The 18,724-nt window shown below is 69.4% G+C and carries 14 protein-coding genes; 12 read left to right on the top strand and 2 right to left on the bottom strand.

The genetic code is table 11. From position 1 onward, the window contains the following. The 5 genes from B1729_RS10540 to B1729_RS10520 form a co-directional block, all read left to right on the top strand. The coding region (locus tag B1729_RS10540; RefSeq protein ID WP_163632650.1) for a VWA domain-containing protein at nt 1-1,080 on the top strand (1,080 nt) is incomplete at its 5' end. A gap of 63 nt (nt 1,081-1,143) precedes the next feature. Next, nucleotides 1,144-1,869, top strand: a complete 726-nt coding sequence (locus B1729_RS10535; protein ID WP_163618072.1) for a histidine phosphatase family protein — start codon at nt 1,144-1,146, stop codon at nt 1,867-1,869. Next, complete coding sequence (locus tag B1729_RS10530; RefSeq protein WP_163618071.1) at nt 1,853-2,692, top strand: ADP/ATP-dependent (S)-NAD(P)H-hydrate dehydratase; 840 nt, start codon at nt 1,853-1,855, stop codon at nt 2,690-2,692. The genes B1729_RS10535 and B1729_RS10530 overlap by 17 nt, the downstream gene beginning before the upstream one ends. Before the next feature lie 93 nt (nt 2,693-2,785). Continuing rightward, the gene (gene glsA / locus B1729_RS10525; RefSeq protein ID WP_239539593.1) at nt 2,786-3,805 is read left to right on the top strand and encodes a glutaminase A; all 1,020 of its coding nucleotides are present in this window, start codon (nt 2,786-2,788) and stop codon (nt 3,803-3,805) included. Continuing rightward, nucleotides 3,802-5,457, top strand: coding sequence for an MFS transporter (locus tag B1729_RS10520; RefSeq protein WP_239539592.1), 1,656 nt, complete (start codon nt 3,802-3,804; stop codon nt 5,455-5,457). The genes glsA and B1729_RS10520 overlap by 4 nt, the downstream gene beginning before the upstream one ends. A gap of 54 nt (nt 5,458-5,511) precedes the next feature. Here the strand turns inward: B1729_RS10520 and B1729_RS10515 are convergent, their stop codons facing one another. Continuing rightward, the gene (locus B1729_RS10515; protein WP_163632646.1) at nt 5,512-8,397 is read right to left on the bottom strand and encodes a LuxR family transcriptional regulator; all 2,886 of its coding nucleotides are present in this window, start codon (nt 8,395-8,397) and stop codon (nt 5,512-5,514) included. 126 nt (nt 8,398-8,523) lie between these two features. On the opposite strand from B1729_RS10515, the gene B1729_RS20880 reads away from it, so the two are divergent. From B1729_RS20880 to B1729_RS10495, 4 genes are all read left to right on the top strand, one after another. Then, the gene (locus tag B1729_RS20880; protein WP_163632644.1) at nt 8,524-12,423 is read left to right on the top strand and encodes a S8 family serine peptidase; all 3,900 of its coding nucleotides are present in this window, start codon (nt 8,524-8,526) and stop codon (nt 12,421-12,423) included. 360 nt (nt 12,424-12,783) lie between these two features. Continuing rightward, the gene (locus B1729_RS10505; protein WP_239525907.1) at nt 12,784-13,620 is read left to right on the top strand and encodes an EamA family transporter; all 837 of its coding nucleotides are present in this window, start codon (nt 12,784-12,786) and stop codon (nt 13,618-13,620) included. A 327-nt stretch (nt 13,621-13,947) separates the two neighbouring features. After that, a complete protein-coding gene (locus B1729_RS10500; protein ID WP_163632642.1) occupies nt 13,948-14,664 on the top strand; it encodes a TIGR00266 family protein in 717 nt (238 codons plus the stop codon). A gap of 88 nt (nt 14,665-14,752) precedes the next feature. Continuing rightward, entirely contained in the window at nt 14,753-15,781 is a 1,029-nt protein-coding gene (locus B1729_RS10495) for an NADPH:quinone reductase (RefSeq protein WP_163632641.1), read from the top strand. Between the two features lie 159 nt (nt 15,782-15,940). On the opposite strand, the gene B1729_RS20875 is transcribed toward B1729_RS10495, so the two are convergent. Next, nucleotides 15,941-16,075, bottom strand: a complete 135-nt coding sequence (locus B1729_RS20875; protein WP_275575843.1) for a hypothetical protein — start codon at nt 16,073-16,075, stop codon at nt 15,941-15,943. 138 nt (nt 16,076-16,213) lie between these two features. Between B1729_RS20875 and B1729_RS10490 the strand changes: the two genes are divergently transcribed. The 3 genes from B1729_RS10490 to B1729_RS10480 all read left to right on the top strand — a co-directional run bounded on the left by B1729_RS10490 (nt 16,214) and on the right by B1729_RS10480 (nt 18,192). Beyond that, on the top strand, nt 16,214-16,378 hold the full coding sequence (locus tag B1729_RS10490; protein WP_163617974.1) for a hypothetical protein: 165 nt from the start codon (nt 16,214-16,216) through the stop codon (nt 16,376-16,378). 80 nt (nt 16,379-16,458) lie between these two features. Then, nucleotides 16,459-16,773, top strand: coding sequence for a TraR/DksA C4-type zinc finger protein (locus B1729_RS10485; protein ID WP_163632639.1), 315 nt, complete (start codon nt 16,459-16,461; stop codon nt 16,771-16,773). 705 nt (nt 16,774-17,478) lie between these two features. Continuing rightward, nucleotides 17,479-18,192, top strand: coding sequence for a head GIN domain-containing protein (locus tag B1729_RS10480; RefSeq protein WP_163618063.1), 714 nt, complete (start codon nt 17,479-17,481; stop codon nt 18,190-18,192). The last annotated feature ends 532 nt before the right edge of the window (nt 18,193-18,724 follow it).

The following is an 18,724-nucleotide window of genomic DNA, read 5'->3' as shown; positions in this document are numbered from 1 at the left end:
ACCGATCAGCTCGGCCAGACGTACCCGGGCGCACGGATGGACGACATCGACCTCGACGCGCTCGAGCGGCTGGTGGGCGAGGATGCCGCGGTCAGCGCCCGCACCCTGCGCGAGCTCGAGCAGGAGCTGAGGGACACCGGGATGCTGCAGCGCGCGTCCGACGGGCAGCTCCGGCTCACCCCGCGGGCGATGCGGCAACTGGGGCGGGCGCTCCTGCGCGACATCGCGACGCGGCAGTCGGGTCGCACGGGCCGCCGCGAGACGCGCAACGCCGGTGCCGCCGGCGACCGCACCGGCTCGACGCGCGAGTGGGCGTTCGGCGACACCGAGCCGTGGGACATCCCCCGCACCGTCTCGAACGCCGTGCTGAGGACCGTGCTCGACGGCGGCGACGTCTCGGCCGGGGTGCGCCTCGACACCCGCGACGTCGAGGTCGTCGAGACGGAGCAGCGCACGCAGGCCGCCGTCGCCCTCCTCGTCGACACGTCGTTCTCGATGGCGCTCGACGGCCGCTGGGTTCCCATGAAGCGCACCGCGCTCGCCCTGCATCACCTCATCTCGACGCGATTCCGCGGCGACAACCTCCAGCTGATCGCGTTCGCCCGCCACGCCGAGGTGATCGACATCGAGCAGCTGACGGCCAAGGACTCCGTCTGGGACAAGGGCACGAACCTGCAGCACGCGCTGCTGCTCGCCCAGCGGCACTTCCGTCGCAACCCGACGGCTCAGCCCGTGCTGCTCATCGTGACCGACGGCGAGCCGACCGCCTACCTGCGCCCCGATGGCCACGCGCACTTCGCCTATCCTCCGGATGCGCGGACGGTGGCGGCCACGGTGCGCGAGCTCGACACCGTGCAACGGCTCGGAGCCCAGACGACGTTCTTCCGCCTCGGCGAGGACCCCGGCCTCGCGCGCTTCATCGACGCCCTCGCTCGGCGGGCCGGTGGGCAGGTCGTCGCGCCGGAGCTCGACGACCTCGGGCGGGCCGTCGTGGACAGCTATCTGGGCTCGCGGGATACGGGGCGCGGGTCGCCCGAGGACTTCGGTGACATGCTGAACGGGCGTTCCTGGTGGTGGTAGGCGGGGCGGAGTCGCCCGTGTCAACCGGGTGCCTCCGGCGGGCGTTCTCCCTAGCCTGAGGTGATGGCGCTCAGAGAACTCTGGTTGGTCCGGCACGGGGAGAGCATCGGCAACGTCGCCGCGACGAGGTCCGAGGTCGAAGGACTCGAGGTCATTCCCCTCGATGAGCGCGATGCCGACGTTCCGCTCTCCGACACCGGCCGCGAGCAGGCGGCGGCGCTGGGCGACTGGCTGGATAGCCGGCGCGCGACGATCGACACCTACTGGGCGTCGCCGTATCTGCGTGCGCGCGAGACGTTGGAACTCGCCCTCGGCGGCTCCGCAGGCGAGGCGAGGGTGTTCGTCGACGAGCGGCTGCGCGACCGCGAGCTCGGCATCCTGGATCTGCTCACCTGGACGGGTGTGGCGCGGCGTCACCCCGAAGAGATGGCGCGGCGCAAGCACCTCGGCAAGTTCTACCACCGCCCGCCCGGAGGGGAGTCATGGGCCGACGTCGCCCTGCGGCTGCGCTCCTTCCTGCGCGAGGCGCTCGAGGGTCCCGGCGAGAGCGCCATGATGGTGGCGCACGACGCGGTGGTGATGCTGCTGCTGTACGTGCTGCTGCCGCTTCGTGAAGACGAGCTGCTGGCGTTCGCCCGCGACCACACCGTGCTCAACGCGTCGGTCACCCACCTGGTCCGCAGCGACCGCGGCTGGGAGCTCGTCGAGTTCTCCGACGTGGCGCACCTCCAGCGCGACGGCGCGGATGTCACCGCCCACCCAGGGAGCCCCGATGTCGAGCCGGCCTGAGCGCGTCACCGAATCGCTCCTCCGCGGCTGGGGTCTGCCCGATCCCGGCGACTCCAAGAAGTCGCGCGGAGACGTCGTCGTGGTCGGCGGCTCACGCACATCGCCGGGCGCCGTGCTCCTGGCGGGCGAGGCCGCACTTCGCGTCGGGGCCGGACGTGTGGCGCTCGCGGTGCCGCAGTCCATCGATGCCCACGTCGGCATCGCGCTTCCCGAGGCAGGCATCCTCGCCCTCCCGGACGACGCGGACGATGCTCTCGGCGGCGAATTGCGGGAGCAGATCCAGTCAGCGGATGCCGTCCTCGTGGGACCTGGATTCTCCGACGCGGCCGAGACTCGCGCCACGCTGCTTGCCGTCGCCGCGGTCGGTCCTCAGCTTCTCGTGCTCGATGCATTCGCCCTCGGCGTGCTGGGCGACGTGGATCGGAGCGCTCTGCCGGAGCAGCTCATCCTCAATCCGAACAAGGAGGAGGCCGGCATCCTGCTGGGACGCGACCTTGACGACCACGAAGACGACGTGCGCGAGATCGCGCGCCGTTTCGACGCGGTGGCGAACTGCTACGGCGTGGTCGCGGATGACGACGGCCGCACGTGGCGCGTCGACGAGGGCGACGCCGGGCTGGCGACATCGGGGAGCGGCGACGTGCTCGCCGGCGCGATCGTCGGCTTCGCCGCCCGAGGGCTGGAGCCGTCGAGGGCCGCGGTCTGGGCCGCGTGGACCCACGCACGCGCGGGACGGCTGCTGGGCGCGCGCCTGGGACTGGGGTTCCTCGCGAGGGAGCTGGCGCGGGAGCTCCCCGTCGCCCTGGGCGACGTGGGGGTCTGACGTGCACGGATGCCGGGGGGCCGTCGCCGTCGCTCGACTCGCCGGGAGCCGTGCTCGTCCCCGTGGCCACGGCGGACCCCTACTGTGGGCTCTGTGCGGGAGAGCGAACTGGATGTGGCGGATGTCGAGCAGCACGCTGCGACCGGTGCCCTGCCACCCCGCGATCGCATAGACGAGCTCGTCGTCGCCGCGCACAAGCGGGCCAGTTCCCACCGGGAGGGTGTCGTCGCCGACTACATCCCGATCCTCGCCGAGGCGGACCCCGAGACGTTCGGGGTGTGTGTCGCCGATGTCGACGGCGGGCTCCACGAGATCGGTGAGACCCGCGTCCCGTTCTCGATCCAGTCGATATCGAAGGCATTCGTCTACGCCCTCGTCTGCGATGCGCTCGGACACGAGAAGGCCTTCGACGTGATCGGCGTCAACAACACCGGACTGCCGTTCAACTCGGTCGTCGCGATCGAGCTCAACGACGGTCACCCCATGAACCCGATGGTGAACGCCGGCGCTCTGGCGACGACGGCACTCGTACCCGGCGAGACCCCGGAAGACAAGTGGGAAGCGGTGCGGTCCGGTCTCTCGCAATTCGCGGGTCGCGAGCTGGTCGTCGACGAGGCCGTCTACCGGTCGGAGGCGGAGACCAACCACCGCAATCGAGCGATCGCACAACTGCTCGAGAGCTACGGCCGCATCCGGGTGGACCCGCTCGAGGTCGTCGATGTCTATACCAGGCAATGCTCCCTGCTCGTCGACGCGCGCGACCTCGCCGTGATGGGCGCCACACTCGCTGACGGGGGCGTCAATCCGCTCACCGGCGACCGCGTGGTGTCCGCCGCAGTCTGCCGAGACCTGCTCGCCGTGCTCGCGGCCACCGGCCTCTACGAGCGGTCGGGCGAGTGGCTCTTCGAGATCGGACTGCCGGGCAAGTCCGGCGTCGCGGGCGGACTGGTCACCGTCGCGCCCGGCAAGGTGGGCATCGGGACCTACTCGCCGCCGCTCGACTCCGCCGGAAACAGTGTTCGCGGTCAGGTGGCCACGGCCTACCTGTCTCGTGCCCTCGGCCTGAACATCTTCGCCTCGAGCTCGCACTTCTCAGGAGGATCTTCGACATGACCACTCCGCAGAACGTCACGGTGAACACCGCTCGGGCCTCCTGGGTGCCGATGATCGGACTCTTCCTCGCCCAGATCCTGATGTCGTACAACGTCGCGGCGCTCCCTGTCTCACTCGGAGGCATGGTCGAGACGTTCGGCGTGCCGCCCACCGATGTGAGCACCGCGATCGTGACCTACGGGCTCGTCGTCGCGGCTCTCGTCATGGTGGGTGCGAAGATCGGCCAGCGCGTGGGCTGGGTGACCGTCTTCCGCATCGTCGTCGCCCTCTTCGCCGTCTCGGCGCTCGTCATGATCTTCGGCCCCTCGGTCGGCTACGTGATCTTCGCCCAGGCGCTCGCCGGTGCGTCAGCCGCGATCATCGTGCCCTCGCTGGTGGCCCTCATCGCCGAGAACTATCGCGGCGGTCAGCAGGAGACGGCGATCGGCTCCCTCGGCTCGGCGCGTGCGCTGGCCGGCGTCAGCGCCTTCCTCATCGGAGGCACGCTGGCGACGCTCGTGGGGTGGCGGCAGGTGTTCATCGTGGTGCTGCTGCTCGCGGTCGCGGTGTTCGTGCTGAGCTTCTGGTTGCGCGGACTGCCGGGCAACCCGGCGATCAAGATCGACGTCATCGCCGCGGTGCTGATCGGCCTAGGCATCATCTCGCTCACTCTCGGTGTCAACAACCTCAACAACTGGGGGCTCCTGCTCGCGCGCCCGGCCGCCCCGTTCGACATCGCCGGCGTCTCGCCGGCGCCCGTGCTGATCCTCATCGGCGTGGTGCTCGTCCAGCTGTTCTTCCTGTGGACGCGGCGTCGCACGAAGGCCGGGAAGGTCCCGCTCGTGAGCCTCTCGGTCTTCGGATCGTCGCGTGAGCGGGCCGCCGTCTACGCGATGTTCATCGTGGTGAGCCTGGAGGCGGCACTCAACTTCACGATCCCGCTGTACATCCAGATCGTCCAGGGCAGGACGCCGTTCGACACCTCGCTCGCCATGCTGCCCTTCAACCTGACGGTGTTCTTCACCGCCATGCTGGTGGTGCGCTTCTACCGGCGTTTCACGCCGCGGACGATCGGGATGTTCTCGTTCGGACTCACCACGATCGCCCTGATCTGGCTGTCGATTGTCGTCACCAACAACTGGGAGACGCTCCCGACGATCCTCGGGCTGTTCGTCTTCGGCGTCGGGCAGGGGGCACTCGTGACCCTCGTCTTCAACGTGCTCGTCACCGCCTCGCCCAAGGAACTGGCCGGCGATGTGGGGTCGGTGCGCGGGACGACGCAGAATCTCGCCTCGGCGGTCGGAACGGCGGTCTCGGGTGCCCTGCTGGTCGGCATCCTGAGCCTCAACGTGGTCTCATCGCTCGTCGAGCACCCGGAGCTGCCGCCCGAGCTCGTCTCTCAGGTCGACCTCGACAGCGTGAACTTCGTCAGCAACGATCGCCTCGAGGCGACGCTCACCGAGCAGACGGACGCGACCGCAGAGCAGGTCGACGCCGCCGTGGCCCTCAACGAGGAAGCGCGCTTGAGTGCGCTCAAGATCGGACTGCTGATCCTCTCGGGTGTGAGCGCCCTCGCGATCGTGCCGGCCAGCCGGCTGCCGAAGTTCCGTCCGGGGGAGCTGCCGGAGTCGGTCGGCACCGGTGCAGTGTCCGGGAGCGCTGCCGAGGATTGAGCCCCGCACCTCGGGCCGTCGAAGGATTGAGGGCGAGTCACCCGCGTTCGCATGTCAGCCGTGCGGGTCAGCCTCGAGAAGGCCGGCATCGAGCTCGTCGCGGGAGCGCAGCCCGAGCTTGCGTAATGCGTTCGACATGTGACTCTCGACCGTGCGCTGCGACAGGAACATCTCGGCGGCGATCTCGCGATTCGTCCGTCCGGCGGCCGCTCGTCCGACCACCTCGCGCTCGCGTCGGGACAGATCGTTGCCGTGCGCGGGGCGCCCGCCGCGCCACGGGTACGGGACGGGAACCCCGTGCCGGCGCATCGTCCGGGTGACTCTGGCGATGTCCTGCCGTGCCGACAGGCGGCCGTACGCGGTCAGCGCCTCGACGAGCAGGCTCGGCCCGTCGGCTGCACCACGGGCGCAGCGCCAGTCGCCCAGCCGCTCGGTCGTCTGCGCGGCCGGCTGAACCAGGCCTGCCGCCTGCGCCATGGACCGCGCGCGGGACATCAGCTGCTCTGCAGCCTCGCCGTCGCCGTCGACCTGCGCGATGAGGGCTTCGCACATGGTCACCGCCACGGAGATGGCCGGGGCTTCGACCTGACGGACGTGCACGCCGATCGCCGTCACCCGGGGACGCACGTCGTCAGTTCTGCCCAGCGCGGAGGCGGCATCCACCAGGGAGATGAGGGCATCAGCCGCCCAGGTCCACATTCCCTTGCGCTGGATCTGTTCGAGAGCGGCCGTGGACTCGTCGAAGCCGCCGCGCGCATCGCCGAGGATCAGCCGAAGCCGGGCGAGTGCTGCGCGCGCGGGGATCAACGGCCACGCGGCGCCCACCCTCTCGCACTCGCGGATGAGCTCTGTCAGACGCTCGGCCGCCTCCACGGTGCTGCCGAGAGAGCCGAGCATGAGGCAATTCAGGTACTCGGCTTCGAAGGATGCGGCGCCGAAGCCGAACACGCGCGAGGCCAAGTCGTGCGCGCGTTCCGCAAGACCGTCCCACCGGCCGGCGGCATGGTCCACCATGGCGCCGACGAGTTCGTACACCTCGAGCAGCCGCGGTGAGCCCGAACGCTCCGCGATCGACCGCCCCTCGCTCAGCAGCTCGTCGGCGCGGCTCACGTATCCGATGTGGAGCGCGCCCTGAGCCCAGTTGATCGCAGCTCGGGCGTGCTCCCGCGGCTGGGTGAGGAGGACGGAGTCGTGACGGGCGGAGTCGATGAGCTGCCACGCATACGGATCGCCCTGCTCCAGGAGAAGCGATGCCCGAGCGATCCGCACCCCGAGCTCGACATCCGGCGATCCGGCTCGCCTCGCCGCCTGTTCGGCCTGAACGGAGCGGGCGAGATGCACCTCGAGCGGCACATCGACGACGGTCTCCGGAGCCGCGAGCACCGCCAGCGCGCGCGCCTGGAGGTCGGGCCGCTCGTAGAGGTCATCGACCGCGCGCTCGATCTCGCCGTAGCCGTCGCGTGCGAAGCCCTGCTGGCGGTACAGCCTGCCGAGGGCGAAGCGGAGCTCGCCTCGAGCCGCCTGCGTCAGCTGCTGGCTGTCCAGCAGCCGGGTCAGGATCGGGGCGGCTTCGGCGTGAGCCAGCCCGTCGACCGACACCCGCCCGAGCTTCGTCGCGATGCGCACGCGGTCGTCGAGCGAGAGGGCGGCCATGTCCGCGGTGGCCTCGCGCAGGAACTCGGCCGCCGCAGCCTCGTTCCCGTGGCGCACCGCCTCGTCGGCTGCGGCCTCTGCCCACTGCACGAACTCCCTGACCCGGCCGGCGCGCTGGTAGTGGTGCGCGATCCTCGCCGAGAGCATCGGATCGTTCCGCTCCTCGAGCACCAGCGCGACCCGGGCGTGCCACCACTGGCGGGTGGGCAGAGGCGTCGCCTCGTAGACGATCTGCTGGGCGAGTACGTGGCGGAAGCGGATGCGCCCCTCGTGATCGTGCAGGAGCCCCGCCGCGTGCGCCGCCGTGAGCGCGGTCGCCACCTGACGGGCGTCGTACTCGGTGATCTCGACGAGGAGGACGGGATCGATGGCGAGATCGATCACGGCTGCCGCATCGATCACTTCCCGGGCTGTCGCGTCGAGGGTGGTCAGCCGCTGCACGACGACATCGCGGAGCGCCGTGGAGACCGACAACGCGGCGAGCGCGTCCGGGTGACTCGGGATCTCCGCGGCGGGGAGGCGCGCCAGCAGTGTCCGGAGGACCTCTTCGACGACGAAGGGCACACCGCCGGTGACGTCGTACAGGCCGGTCGCGATCGGATCCGGCACGTCGATGCCCAGCAGATGGCGGGAGAGCTCGCCCACTTCGGCGACGTCGAGCGGCGCGAGCCGAACGCTCCGAGTGCGGCCGGCGGGCGCCCGGGCGAACGCCTCACCGACGGGAGTGGTTCCGAGATCTATGCGACTCGTGACGATGACGGCGAGCTTCGCGGGCTGGTGCGCGATGAGATACGTGAGGAAGTCGAAGGTGACGTTGTCGGCCCAGTGCAGATCCTCGAGCACCAGGACCGCGGGCGACACATGCTCGAGCAGCTCCGTGGCCGCACGGAAGATCTGATGCCGTGCCTCCCGCTGATCCGCCGGTCGCTCCGGCTGCACCGGCAGGCGATCGGCGATCTCCGGCACCAGCGGAGCGAGGCTCCCGACGACCGGGCTCAGCCCCTCGATCTCGATGAGGTCGCCATGGTGCTGGAACGCGTCGAGCACCGGCCCCAACGGAAACGGGTCGTGAAGCTGCTGACAATGACCGACCAGCACCGCGGAGGTGCCCGACACGGCGGTGAGGAGTTCACGGACCAGCCGGCTCTTGCCGATGCCGGCTTCACCCTGGATGACGATCAGGGCGGGAGGAGCCGAAACTGCAGCCGTCAGCGCGGTGAATTCGGCGTGACGACCGACCAGCACGGGCGACACCCCGCCTGCGGGTGGAGCGGATTGCTGAGGCATGACTGCCACTCCCTCGGGTGGGGCGCGAGCAAAAGTCAGTGTAGGTCACGGATGCCGGCGCCATTCACCCGTCCGTAACCTGCAACGCAACGTGTGAATCGAATCATCCGCGCGCGAGGAGAGACTGTGACCAGATATCTGAGACAACGACAGCGGCGATTCACCCCGCCGCGAGTGACGATCGCGCTGGCAACCGCCGTGGCGCTCGCAGCCACGGCGGCACCGGCCGGCGCGTTCGCTGCGACCGTTCCCGCGGCGCCGGGCGGCGTCTTCACCGCGGCTCCCGTGGAAGACGGCGGCGAGGCCCGCGGCGGCATGGAGGTGACCCGCGCAGAGGATTCGCAGGCCGCCACCCCGGAAGCGGGTGAGCCCCAGACGTATGTGGTCCAGATGGAACTCGCGCCGGTCGTCGCCTACGACGGCGGCGTGGATGGACTGAAGGCGACGAAACCCCGCGGCGGCTCCAAGATGGATCCTGCCGACGCCGCGGTGGAGGCGTACAGCACCCACCTCAAGGGGCAGCAGCGAGCCGCCCTGGCGAAGGTGAAGGGGAGCGCGCCCTCGTACAGCTACGTCTACAGCTTCAACGGCTTCGCGGCCGAGCTCACCCCCGCACAGGCTGCTGAACTCGAGGCGCAGCCCGACGTGGTGGCGGTGCATCCGGATGAGGCCGTCGAGGCGGACACGTCGTCGACGCCGAACTTCCTCGGACTGGACGGCGAGGACGGCCTGTGGGGCCGGCTCGGTGGTCCCACGGGCGGGAAAAAGTCGCCCGGAGCGGGTGAGGACATCGTCATCGGCGTCATCGACAGCGGCATCTGGCCCGAGGTCGGCAGCTTCTCGGACCGCGACGGGTCGAACAAGCTCGCCTATCAGGGCAAGCCGGAGGGCTTCCGCGGCACCTGCGCGTCGGCTGAGACCGTCGGTGACGACTCGTGGGACGCCAACCTCTGCAACAACAAGCTGGTCACGGCGCAGTACTTCAATGCTGCCTGGGGCGGGAACGAAGGTGTTGCGCAGCAGCTGCCATGGGAGTTCCTCTCACCTCGCGACTACAACGGTCACGGCACGCACACCGCGTCGACCGCCGGCGGCAACCACGGCATCGACGTGACCGGGCCTGCCGACCCGTTCGGTGAGATCTCCGGCATCGCACCTCGCGCCCGGATCGCGTCGTACAAGGCGCTGTGGTCGGTCGAGGACGGCTCCACCGCGAACGGCTACACCTCCGACATGGTGGCCGCCATCGACAAGGCCGTCGCCGACGGCGTCGATGTCATCAACTACTCGGTGTCGGGATCCAGCACGGACTTCCTCGAGCCCACGGAGGCGGCGTTCCTGAATGCCGCGGCCGCCGGGATCTTCGTGTCGGCATCCGCCGGCAACGACGGCCCTGATGGGGCCACGGTCGCCCACCCCGGGCCCTGGCTCACCACCGTCGCCGCCGGCACCCACGACCGTACGACGACGGGCGCCGTGGTGCTGGGCAACGGCGCGCGCTATGCGGGCGTCTCGCTCAGCAGCGCGGCGGTCGGCCCCGCCCCGCTGATCACCGGAGCCGCCGCGCGCGCCGCCGGTGCCTCGGCTGTCTCCGCGGTGCGCTGCTATCCGGCGAGCGCCAACAACGGCAAGCCCGGCCTGGACCCCGCCAAGGTCACCGGCAAGATCGTGCTCTGCGAGCGCGGCGGCGACATCGCCCGCGTGGACTCTTCACGCGCGGTCGCGGAAGCGGGTGGCATCGGCATGATCTTCGTGAACGCGTTCGAGAACTCCCTCAACGCCGACTTCCACTCGGTGCCCACCGTGCATCTGCAAGATACCGACGCGAGTGCGATCAGCGCCTACGCGGCGTCCGCCGGAGCGACCGCGAGCATCGAGAAGGCCGTCATCGCGAACGGGGGTGCCGCGCCCTACACGGCCGGGTTCTCTTCTCGCGGCCCGCTCGTCGCCGGCAACGGCGACGTGCTGAAGCCGGACGTGATCGCACCGGGACAGGACATCCTGGCCGCCGTGGCGCCTCCCGGTCAGGGCGGGATGGACTTCAATCTGATGAGCGGCACGTCGATGGCGGCGCCGCACGTCACGGGACTGGCCGCGTTGCTGCAGGACCTGCACCCCGATTGGTCTCCGATGGCGATCAAGTCGGCGCTGATGACCACCGGGTCGGACGTCCTGGACGGCGAGTCCTCCAGCGATCCCAACCTCATCTTCAAGCAGGGTGCCGGACACGTGCAGCCGACCAGCGCAGCGGATCCCGGCCTGGTCTACGAGAGCGGTGTCGACGACTGGCTGGCGTTCCTGTGCGGTTCGACCCGCAATGTGCCGGCCGACACCTGTGACGGCCTCGAGGCGGACGGGCGCTCGCTGGACCCGAGCGACCTCAACACACCGTCGATCGGCATCGGTCTCCTCGACGGCACCCAGACCGTCACCCGCACGGTGACCAACGTCGACGACCGGGCCGCGACCTACACGGCGTCGGTCACCGGCCTCGCCGGAGTGGCTGCCAGCGTCGAGCCGAGCACTCTCACCATCGCGCCGGGCGAGACCGCGTCGTACGCCGTCACCTTCACGGCCGGCGAAGAGACCGCGGTCTTCGACTACCTCGCAGGGCAGCTCTCCTGGACCGACGGCAGCCACACCGTGAGGTCGCCGATCGTGCTGCGGGCGAAGCAGCCGGGTGACGAGGACTGGTCCGCTCGCTACGACGGCGCCGGCGGGCAGTGGGGGAACTCGACGGATGTCGGCAGCGAGGTGCTCCTTCACCCCGACGGTCACCGGGTCTACATGAGCGGGTTCGCCCGGCCCCCGTCGGCAGGCGCGCTCGTGGCCGACTTCCTGACAGCAGCGTACGACCCCGAGACCGGTGACGTGCTCTGGGAGGAGCAGTGGGATGCGACCGGCAACGGCGGTGGCGACGAGCCGACCGGCTTCGGGATGAGCCCCGACGGCGAGACGCTGTACGTCGCCGGAACCAGCGGTGCCGACTACCTGACCGCGGCCTACGACGGGGCAACGGGTGAGCGGCGATGGGAGGCTCGTCTCGATGGTCCGGGCGCGGCCTACGACTCGCTCAACGACCTGGTCGTCAGTCCGGACGGCGCGACCGTCTACGTCACCGGGTACCAGAACGTGGGCGAGTCGCAGCTCGACTACGCCACCGTGGCCTACGACGCCGCGACCGGTGAGCAGCGATGGGTCGCGCGGTACGACGACCCGGTGAGCGGCACGGACGACGCGCGTGGCATCGCGGTGAGCGACGACGGTTCGACGGTCGTGATCACCGGGCAGAGCCAGGGTGAGAACACCGGTCTCACCGACTGGGGCACCGTCGCCTACGATGCCGCCACCGGCGAGCAACTGTGGGATGTCCTGCGGAACGGCTCCGAGGGCATGGTCGACATCGCGGAGAACATCGCAATCACCGGTGACACCGTGATCGTCGCGGGTGGTGTCGCCAACACCGACCGTCAGAACGATTGGGAGACCGTGGCATATGACCTGGCGACCGGCGAAGAGCGCTGGGCCCTCGGGTACGGAGAGGCGCTCACGGATACGCCGCAGTCACTTGCCCTGAGCCCCGACGGCAGCACGGTCGTGGTCGCCGGCAACGTGGAAGGCGGTTCCAGCATGGACTACGCGACGGTCGCCTACGACGTGGCCAGCGGTGAGCAGCGGTGGGCTGCGCGGTACGACGGCACCGCCCACGGGACGGACATCGCCTGGGACGTCGCGCTGACCGAGGACGGCACGCGCGCCGTGGTCACCGGCGAGTCCGCGAACGTCGACACGGGCTGGGACTACCTCACGATCGCGTACGACATGGGCACCGGCGAGCAGATCTGGTCGGCGGGGTACGACGCGGCGGGAGCCGGCGACGGGGCGAACGGCGTGGCTGTCGACCAGACGGCCGATGGTTCGCGACGCGTGTTCGTCACCGGCGTCAGCACCATCCCGTACGGACCGGAAGGGCTCGACAGCAACATGGACGCAGCGACGGTGGCCTACTTCGACCCGTTCGAGTAAGCGACCCAGGCGCGGCCGCCGGGAGAGGATTCGTTCCTCGCCCGGTGGTCGCGCCGTTTCCGCGTCATCTCCGACGTCAACCCGCACGCCGCGACAGAGAAGGGTGACGACGCGCGTCGCACCGCGTTAACGATGACGGATGCCGCAGCCGAGGGCTGCGGCATCCGTCATCGTCCTTCGCTCTGACAGTGGCGGGGAGCGCCGGCGCGGCAGATGGGGTGACAGCCGGCGCCAAATCGTCAAGACTGGACGGGTGACCTTGACCGCTGACGACAGGACCATACGCGGCGCATGCCGACGTGATGACCCCTGACGTCGTGGGGTGGGCGGCTCTTCGGCCGCGTCCCACCGACAGGACTGGTGCTGCTGGGCATCCTCAGCGTCCAGCTGGGCTCCGCCCTCGCAAAAAGCCTCTTCGACGCCGTCGGCAGCTTCGGCACGGTGACGCTGCGGCTGTTCTTCGCGGCGGTCATTCTGCTTCTCGTCTGGCGCCCGCCGCTGCGGATGACGCGTCGTGCGTGGGGGAGCGTGATCGTCTACGGCGCGGTGCTCGCGCTGATGAATCTGCTCTTCTATCTGGCGCTCGCCCGGATTCCGCTGGGGATTGCTGTGAGCATCGAACTGCTGGGCCCGCTCGCGGTCGCGCTCGCGGGCTCGAGGCGCTGGCGCGATGCCGCCTGGGCGCTCCTCGCGGCGGCCGGCGTCGTGCTGCTGATGGAAGGCGGCGGAGACCTCGACCTGCTCGGAGTGCTGTTCGCGGTCGGGGCCGGGGCGTGCTGGGGTCTGTACATCCTCGCCAGTGCCGCGCTCGGCCGCCACACCACCGAGGGGAACGGCCTCGCACTGGGGATGGCGGTCGCGGCGATCGTGGCGGCACCCGTCGGCCTCGCCGAGAGTGGAGCGGCGCTGGTGCACCCGGGGGTCCTGGCGGCGGGGCTGGGCGTGGCGGTGCTGTCGTCCGTCATCCCTTACACGCTCGACCTCGAGGCCCTGCGCCGGATGCCGCCACAGCTGTTCGGGATCCTCATGAGCCTGGAACCTGCCGCCGCGGCCCTCGTCGGGCTGGTCGTGCTGGGGGAGTCGCTGTCGCCGGCGCAATGGGCTGCCGTGCTCTGCGTCGTCGGGGCGTCGGCCGGTGCCGCACTCGGCGCGCGTTCCGTGCCGCGACGGTTGGCGGATGACGCGGACGGGGGGTGAATGACCGAGCGGCCCGATCGTCGACTGGGAGAGAGCACATCTGGGCGACCCTCTCAGAGAGTTGTCGCGGGCCGCATGGGGGCATCACGGAAAGACCCGCGGTCGTTCGAGGTCATGGTCGGGGGGTATGGTGCTGATCCCAGTGCGGTGAGGGCGTGGAATGCGATCCACGCCGCCGAGCTCGGGCTGTGTTTCTCCGAAGCCAGGCCAATCCGAATGTCTCGATCAACTCATCGTCGAACTGCGAAGCTGGCCCGCCCGCTAGCACAGAGGTCCGCTCCAGTGAATAGCGCTCGTCTCGCCGAGTCAGTGAATAGTTTGGATCGCATGAAGTCGACGATCGCGGGTACGACCATGCCGATTCTCGAGCTGACGCTCGAGTCTGGGGAGAAGATCGTCGCTGAGGGCGGTGACGTCGCGTGGATGTCGCCCGGCTTCGCCTTGGACACCTCGACCGTGCACGGCACCGGCGGGCAGGGCGGTTTCATGAGCGGTCTCAAGCGGGTGCTCGGCGGCGCGCAGTTGTTCCTGACCGAGTACACGGCTCCCGCGCAGGGCGGGCTGCTCGCGTTCGCCGCGCAGCTGCCGGGCACGATCCGACAGCTCGACATCGACGCCGCGGATTCGTTCATGGTCCAGCAGGGGTCGTACTCGGCGAGCACCGCCGGAGTCGAGGTGTCGGTCGGGGTGCAGAAGAAGCTCGGCGCCGGCATCTTCGGCGGCGCGGGAGTGGTCTTCCAGAGGCTGGCCGGGAACGGCACGGCGTGGGTGCAGCTGGCCGGGGAGATCACCGAGTACGAGCTGACGGCCGGTCAGTCCCTGCTCATTCATCCCGGGCACCTCGCGATGTTCGAGGCCGAAATGCACCTGGAGTTCAGCTCGGTGAAGGGCATCAAGAACAAGTTCTTCGGTGACTCGCTGTTCCTTGCGGAGATCCATGGACCGGGTCGCATCTGGCTGCAGTCGATGTCGCCGGCGAAGCTCGCCGCCGCCATCGAGCCCTACTTGCCCGATCGTTCGTCGAGTTCCAGCAGCAGTTCCTGACCCTGCAGGGTGCGAGAACGTCGTTCCCCGTGCGGCGTGCCCAGGCCGATCGGAAATGCCCATGGCAGCCGGCGCGTTGGCTGACGACATGCGAACGATCGTCTACTCCCGCACCGGCAGCTCGTCCGTCCTCTCGCTTGCAGAGCGTGAGCCCGCTCTCCCCGGGCCAGGGGAGGTGCGCGTGAGGGTCGCCGTTTCAGGCGTCAACCCGACCGATTGGAAGGCGCGCGCAGGAAGCGGAGCGAAGCCGGCGTTCGACGAGGTCGTGCCCAATCAGGACGGCGCAGGGGTGGTGGATGCCGTCGGCGACGGTGTGACGGAACTCGCGGTCGGAGACCGCGTGTGGTTGTACCTCGCCCAGCACCAGCGCCCGACCGGCACCGCGCAGGAGTACACGGTCGTCCCGGCCGCGCGGGCGGTGAAGCTGCCCGACGGCGTCGGCTTCGATGTCGCAGCGAGCCTCGGCGTGCCCGCGATGACAGCGCATCGGGCACTCACCGTGCACGAGTTCGGGCCTGCACGGCTGTCGCCGGGCTCGCTCGATGGACGCGTCGTGCTGGTCGCCGGGGGAGCGGGCGCGGTCGGTCACGCCGCCATTCAGCTCGCGGTGTGGGCGGGCGCGACTGTGATTGCGACGATCTCGAGTGAAGAGAAGGCCGCGCTGGCGCGCGCCGCGGGTGCTCACCACATCGTGAACTATCGCGACGACGCCGCCGCCGAGCAGGTCGCCGCGCTCGCACCCGGCGGCGTCGACCACATCGTCGAGGTGTCGATCGCGCAGAACGCGGGTCTCGACGGGCAGGTCGTCGCCAACCACGGCTCGATCGCGTACTACGCCGATAACGGCGGCGAGGAGGCCACCATCCCCGTGCGGCCGACCTTCGCGAAGAACGTGCGGATCCAGGGGCTGCTGCTGTACACGGTGGGCGAAGGCGCCTTGTCAGCTGCAGCCGAGGACATCACCGCGGCCCTGCGCGACGGCGCGCTTCCCGTCGGTGAGGGCGCCGGACTGCCACTCACCTGGTTCCCGCTGGAGGAGACGGCGGCGGCCCACGACGCCGTCGAGAAGGGCGCCGTAGGCAAGGTGCTCATCGACGTCTCCGGCGAGAACAACTGACTGCCGACCGATGCGCGGATCAGGGCGGCGGCGGCCATCCACGTCGGGGAGATCTGGCGCCGGGTGGTGGCAGTTCCGCGATTGACGTACTCGTCGCAGTCTGCGGAGTGATCGAGATGGTGCCGCGGGCTCCTCGGGGCGAGGAGCCCGCGTCGTTCGTCAACCGGACGCGCCCTTGCGTGGCTTGATGAACGCTCGTGACTCCTGGCTCGAGCGCTTCTCGGCGCGCTTCTCCTTGAGCGACGACTGAGCGACCTTCTTCGCGTCGCGTGCTCGCGGCGATCTGTCTGACATGACGACTCGCTTCCCCTGGTTGGCTGGCGGGTGAACCCCCGACCATAGCCGTCTTCCCAGGGAAGTCAACTCGGTGCGCCGGATCTGCGGAAATCCCGCTGACTTGCCTTTTTCTGGAACCGGGCTATGGTGATGGCCATGATCACGATGGCCCGCCCGCACCGCACGGAGCGTCTCACCGACGCCTCCGTGGTGACTGCGGTGGTCGACATCGCAGGCGCCCGCCACGAGGTGCTGCCGCCCCGGCGGACCGACGCGGACGGACTGTTCGTGCAGCCCACCCGTCGCGTCGCGCCCCCGTAGGACCCGATTCCATCGATCGGTCCAACCGGACACCCAGCGCGTCGCACATGCGGCGCTTTTTTGTACCCAAGGAGCACACCATGACCATCGAAAGTACTGAGGCCATCCCTCTTGCCGGGGCGCAGCGCGAGCTCGAGCGACAGCTAGAGGAGCGGCTCGCGGCCCTTCAAGAGATCGAGCCCTTCGCTCTTCCGAGCATCGACCCGGTCGCCTATCAGACGGCGGCATCCCACCGCGTCACGATCGAGCAGATCACCGCGGCGTTGAATCGGATCACCCAGGGGACATATGGCCGATGCACCCGGTGCGGTCGGCAGATCGCACCCGCGCGGCTCGAGGTGCTCCCGTACGCGGCCGCCTGCATCGAATGCCAGAGCCATGCCGAAGCCGCGTAGCCGCAAGCCCATCGACATCCCCTCCTCCCCGCCGGTCGCGCGCCTCCGGGTCGCCGGCGCCCATCACGAAGCAGCAACCATGACCTCCTTTTCTGCCCGAGTGCTCGTTCGAGCGGGCGCGCTCTTTCGTCCGCGCGGTGACCGTCTCGTCGTGCATCGCCGACTCGTCGATCGTCACTCTGAGACACCGCCGGGCTCGACTGATGCTCTGGGCTATTCGGGCGCCGGCCCGGCGAGCACCTTCCGCGGTGCGACCGCGCGCTTCGTCGCACTCGGCTGAACCCGTTCAGCTACGAGCGCGATCACGTGCCGGCTGGGTCGCGGTGGGTGGCGCTTCCGCGGACGACAACGACACCCTCGACCGGCCGTACTTCGGAAGAGCTCGCCGCAACCAATCTGTCGCCCGGCCCGGCACGCGATGACCCGCGGGTCTCGCCACCGTTCGCGCATCTGGCCGGTCTGCCGCCGACGCTGTGCTCCATGCCGCGCGCACCGCGCTCACCGACTTCGGCGGCTTCGCCCGTCAGCACCTCGGGTGATTCCGCAGGTGGGTGGCACGAGCGCGCTTGTTCTCCCATCATGGTGACGAAGGGCATGGCTGTGAGCGCTCAAGCTCTCCGCGGCGTCGCCCTTCATCCGGCAAGGGGATGTCGGTGGCCGCCCGTTGACCTGACGGCACACCTTCGCTGAAGGAGGGAGACACCGATGAATGGAATCGGATGCCGACTGCCGGGCGCCCTCGTGATCGCGGCGTCGGTCCTCGCGCTGTCGGGGTGCTCACTGATGATCCCCGTCGGGCCGATGACCTCCGAGGAGCGAGACATCGACGAGGTGTCGCATGTGGTCCTCGACACATCCGGTGATCTCGTCGTGTCGGAGGGGGAGCCGGCACTCACGGTGCACGCTCCGGAGGGGGTGATCGAGCGTCTCACTTCCGAGGTAGACGGCGACACCCTCGTACTGGCCGCCGAGCCTGGCTTCACGATGGGGCTGGGCGACGTGCGGTACGAGCTGACCGTGCTCCGGCTGGAGCTGATCGAGCTGAACGGCTCCGGCGATGTCGAGGCGACGGTCTCCGCAGACGGCACCGTACAGCTCGACCTCGATGGCTCGGGCGACGTCGACTGGTCGGACCTCGACGCCGATCGTGTCGAGGTACGGCTGTCCGGGTCGGGCGACGTCGTCCTGACGGGCTCCGCCGCCGAGCTCTCCGTCGACCTGGAGGGCAGCGGCCACGTCGACGCCCAAGAGCTCGAGGCGCAGGATGCCGTCGTCAACCTCTCCGGATCGGGCGAAGTCGATGTTTCGGCGAGCGACAGTCTCTCCGTCGACCTTTCGGGCAGCGGTCAAGTCACGTACTCCGGCGACCCGAGCACCGACGTGCGCGTGTCGGGCTCGGGAGACGTTGTGCAGCGCTGAGCGGGAGAGGACTCACGACCCGACGCGACGGCGGGAGTCGAACTGAACCCCGGCGTTAACGAAGAACGACCAATTGGTCCGTAAACCGCGTAATTCCGCGGAAGCAGAGGCAGCTTTGATGCTCCTCGATCATGTCGGTTGTGGGTCGTTTTCGCGAAAGTGTGGGCAAAATGTGGGCAACTCGGATGCCGTGCGAGCCCGCGAGAGGAGCGGAGGGCGGGCTGCTGGTCGACGACGACGGTACCCACACAGATCCGACGACTCCCCGCAAATTGTCACACGTCCGCGACCGTCGCGTCTGCAGTTGTTGATGAACGGCATCAGGGTGATTGAGGTGTGAGGGGAAGCATGGAGATCCGCGGAATTCCGCGGGTTGTCGGTTGGTGAGGGAAGCGCGGAATCGATGCGAATCGGAGATTCTGCGGACTTTTTGCGGACTCGGCGCGAAGCCCGATGCGTGCATTACGCACCACATCTCGAGGGACCAACCAGTTGTCGCGCAGAGTATCCCGGAGGTCCTCCCTCCGACAGC

This window comes from Microbacterium sp. B35-04, from assembly GCF_010634885.1.
Classification (GTDB): Bacteria; Actinomycetota; Actinomycetes; order Actinomycetales; family Microbacteriaceae; genus Microbacterium.
This window is presented reverse-complemented; position numbering and strand designations above follow the sequence as displayed.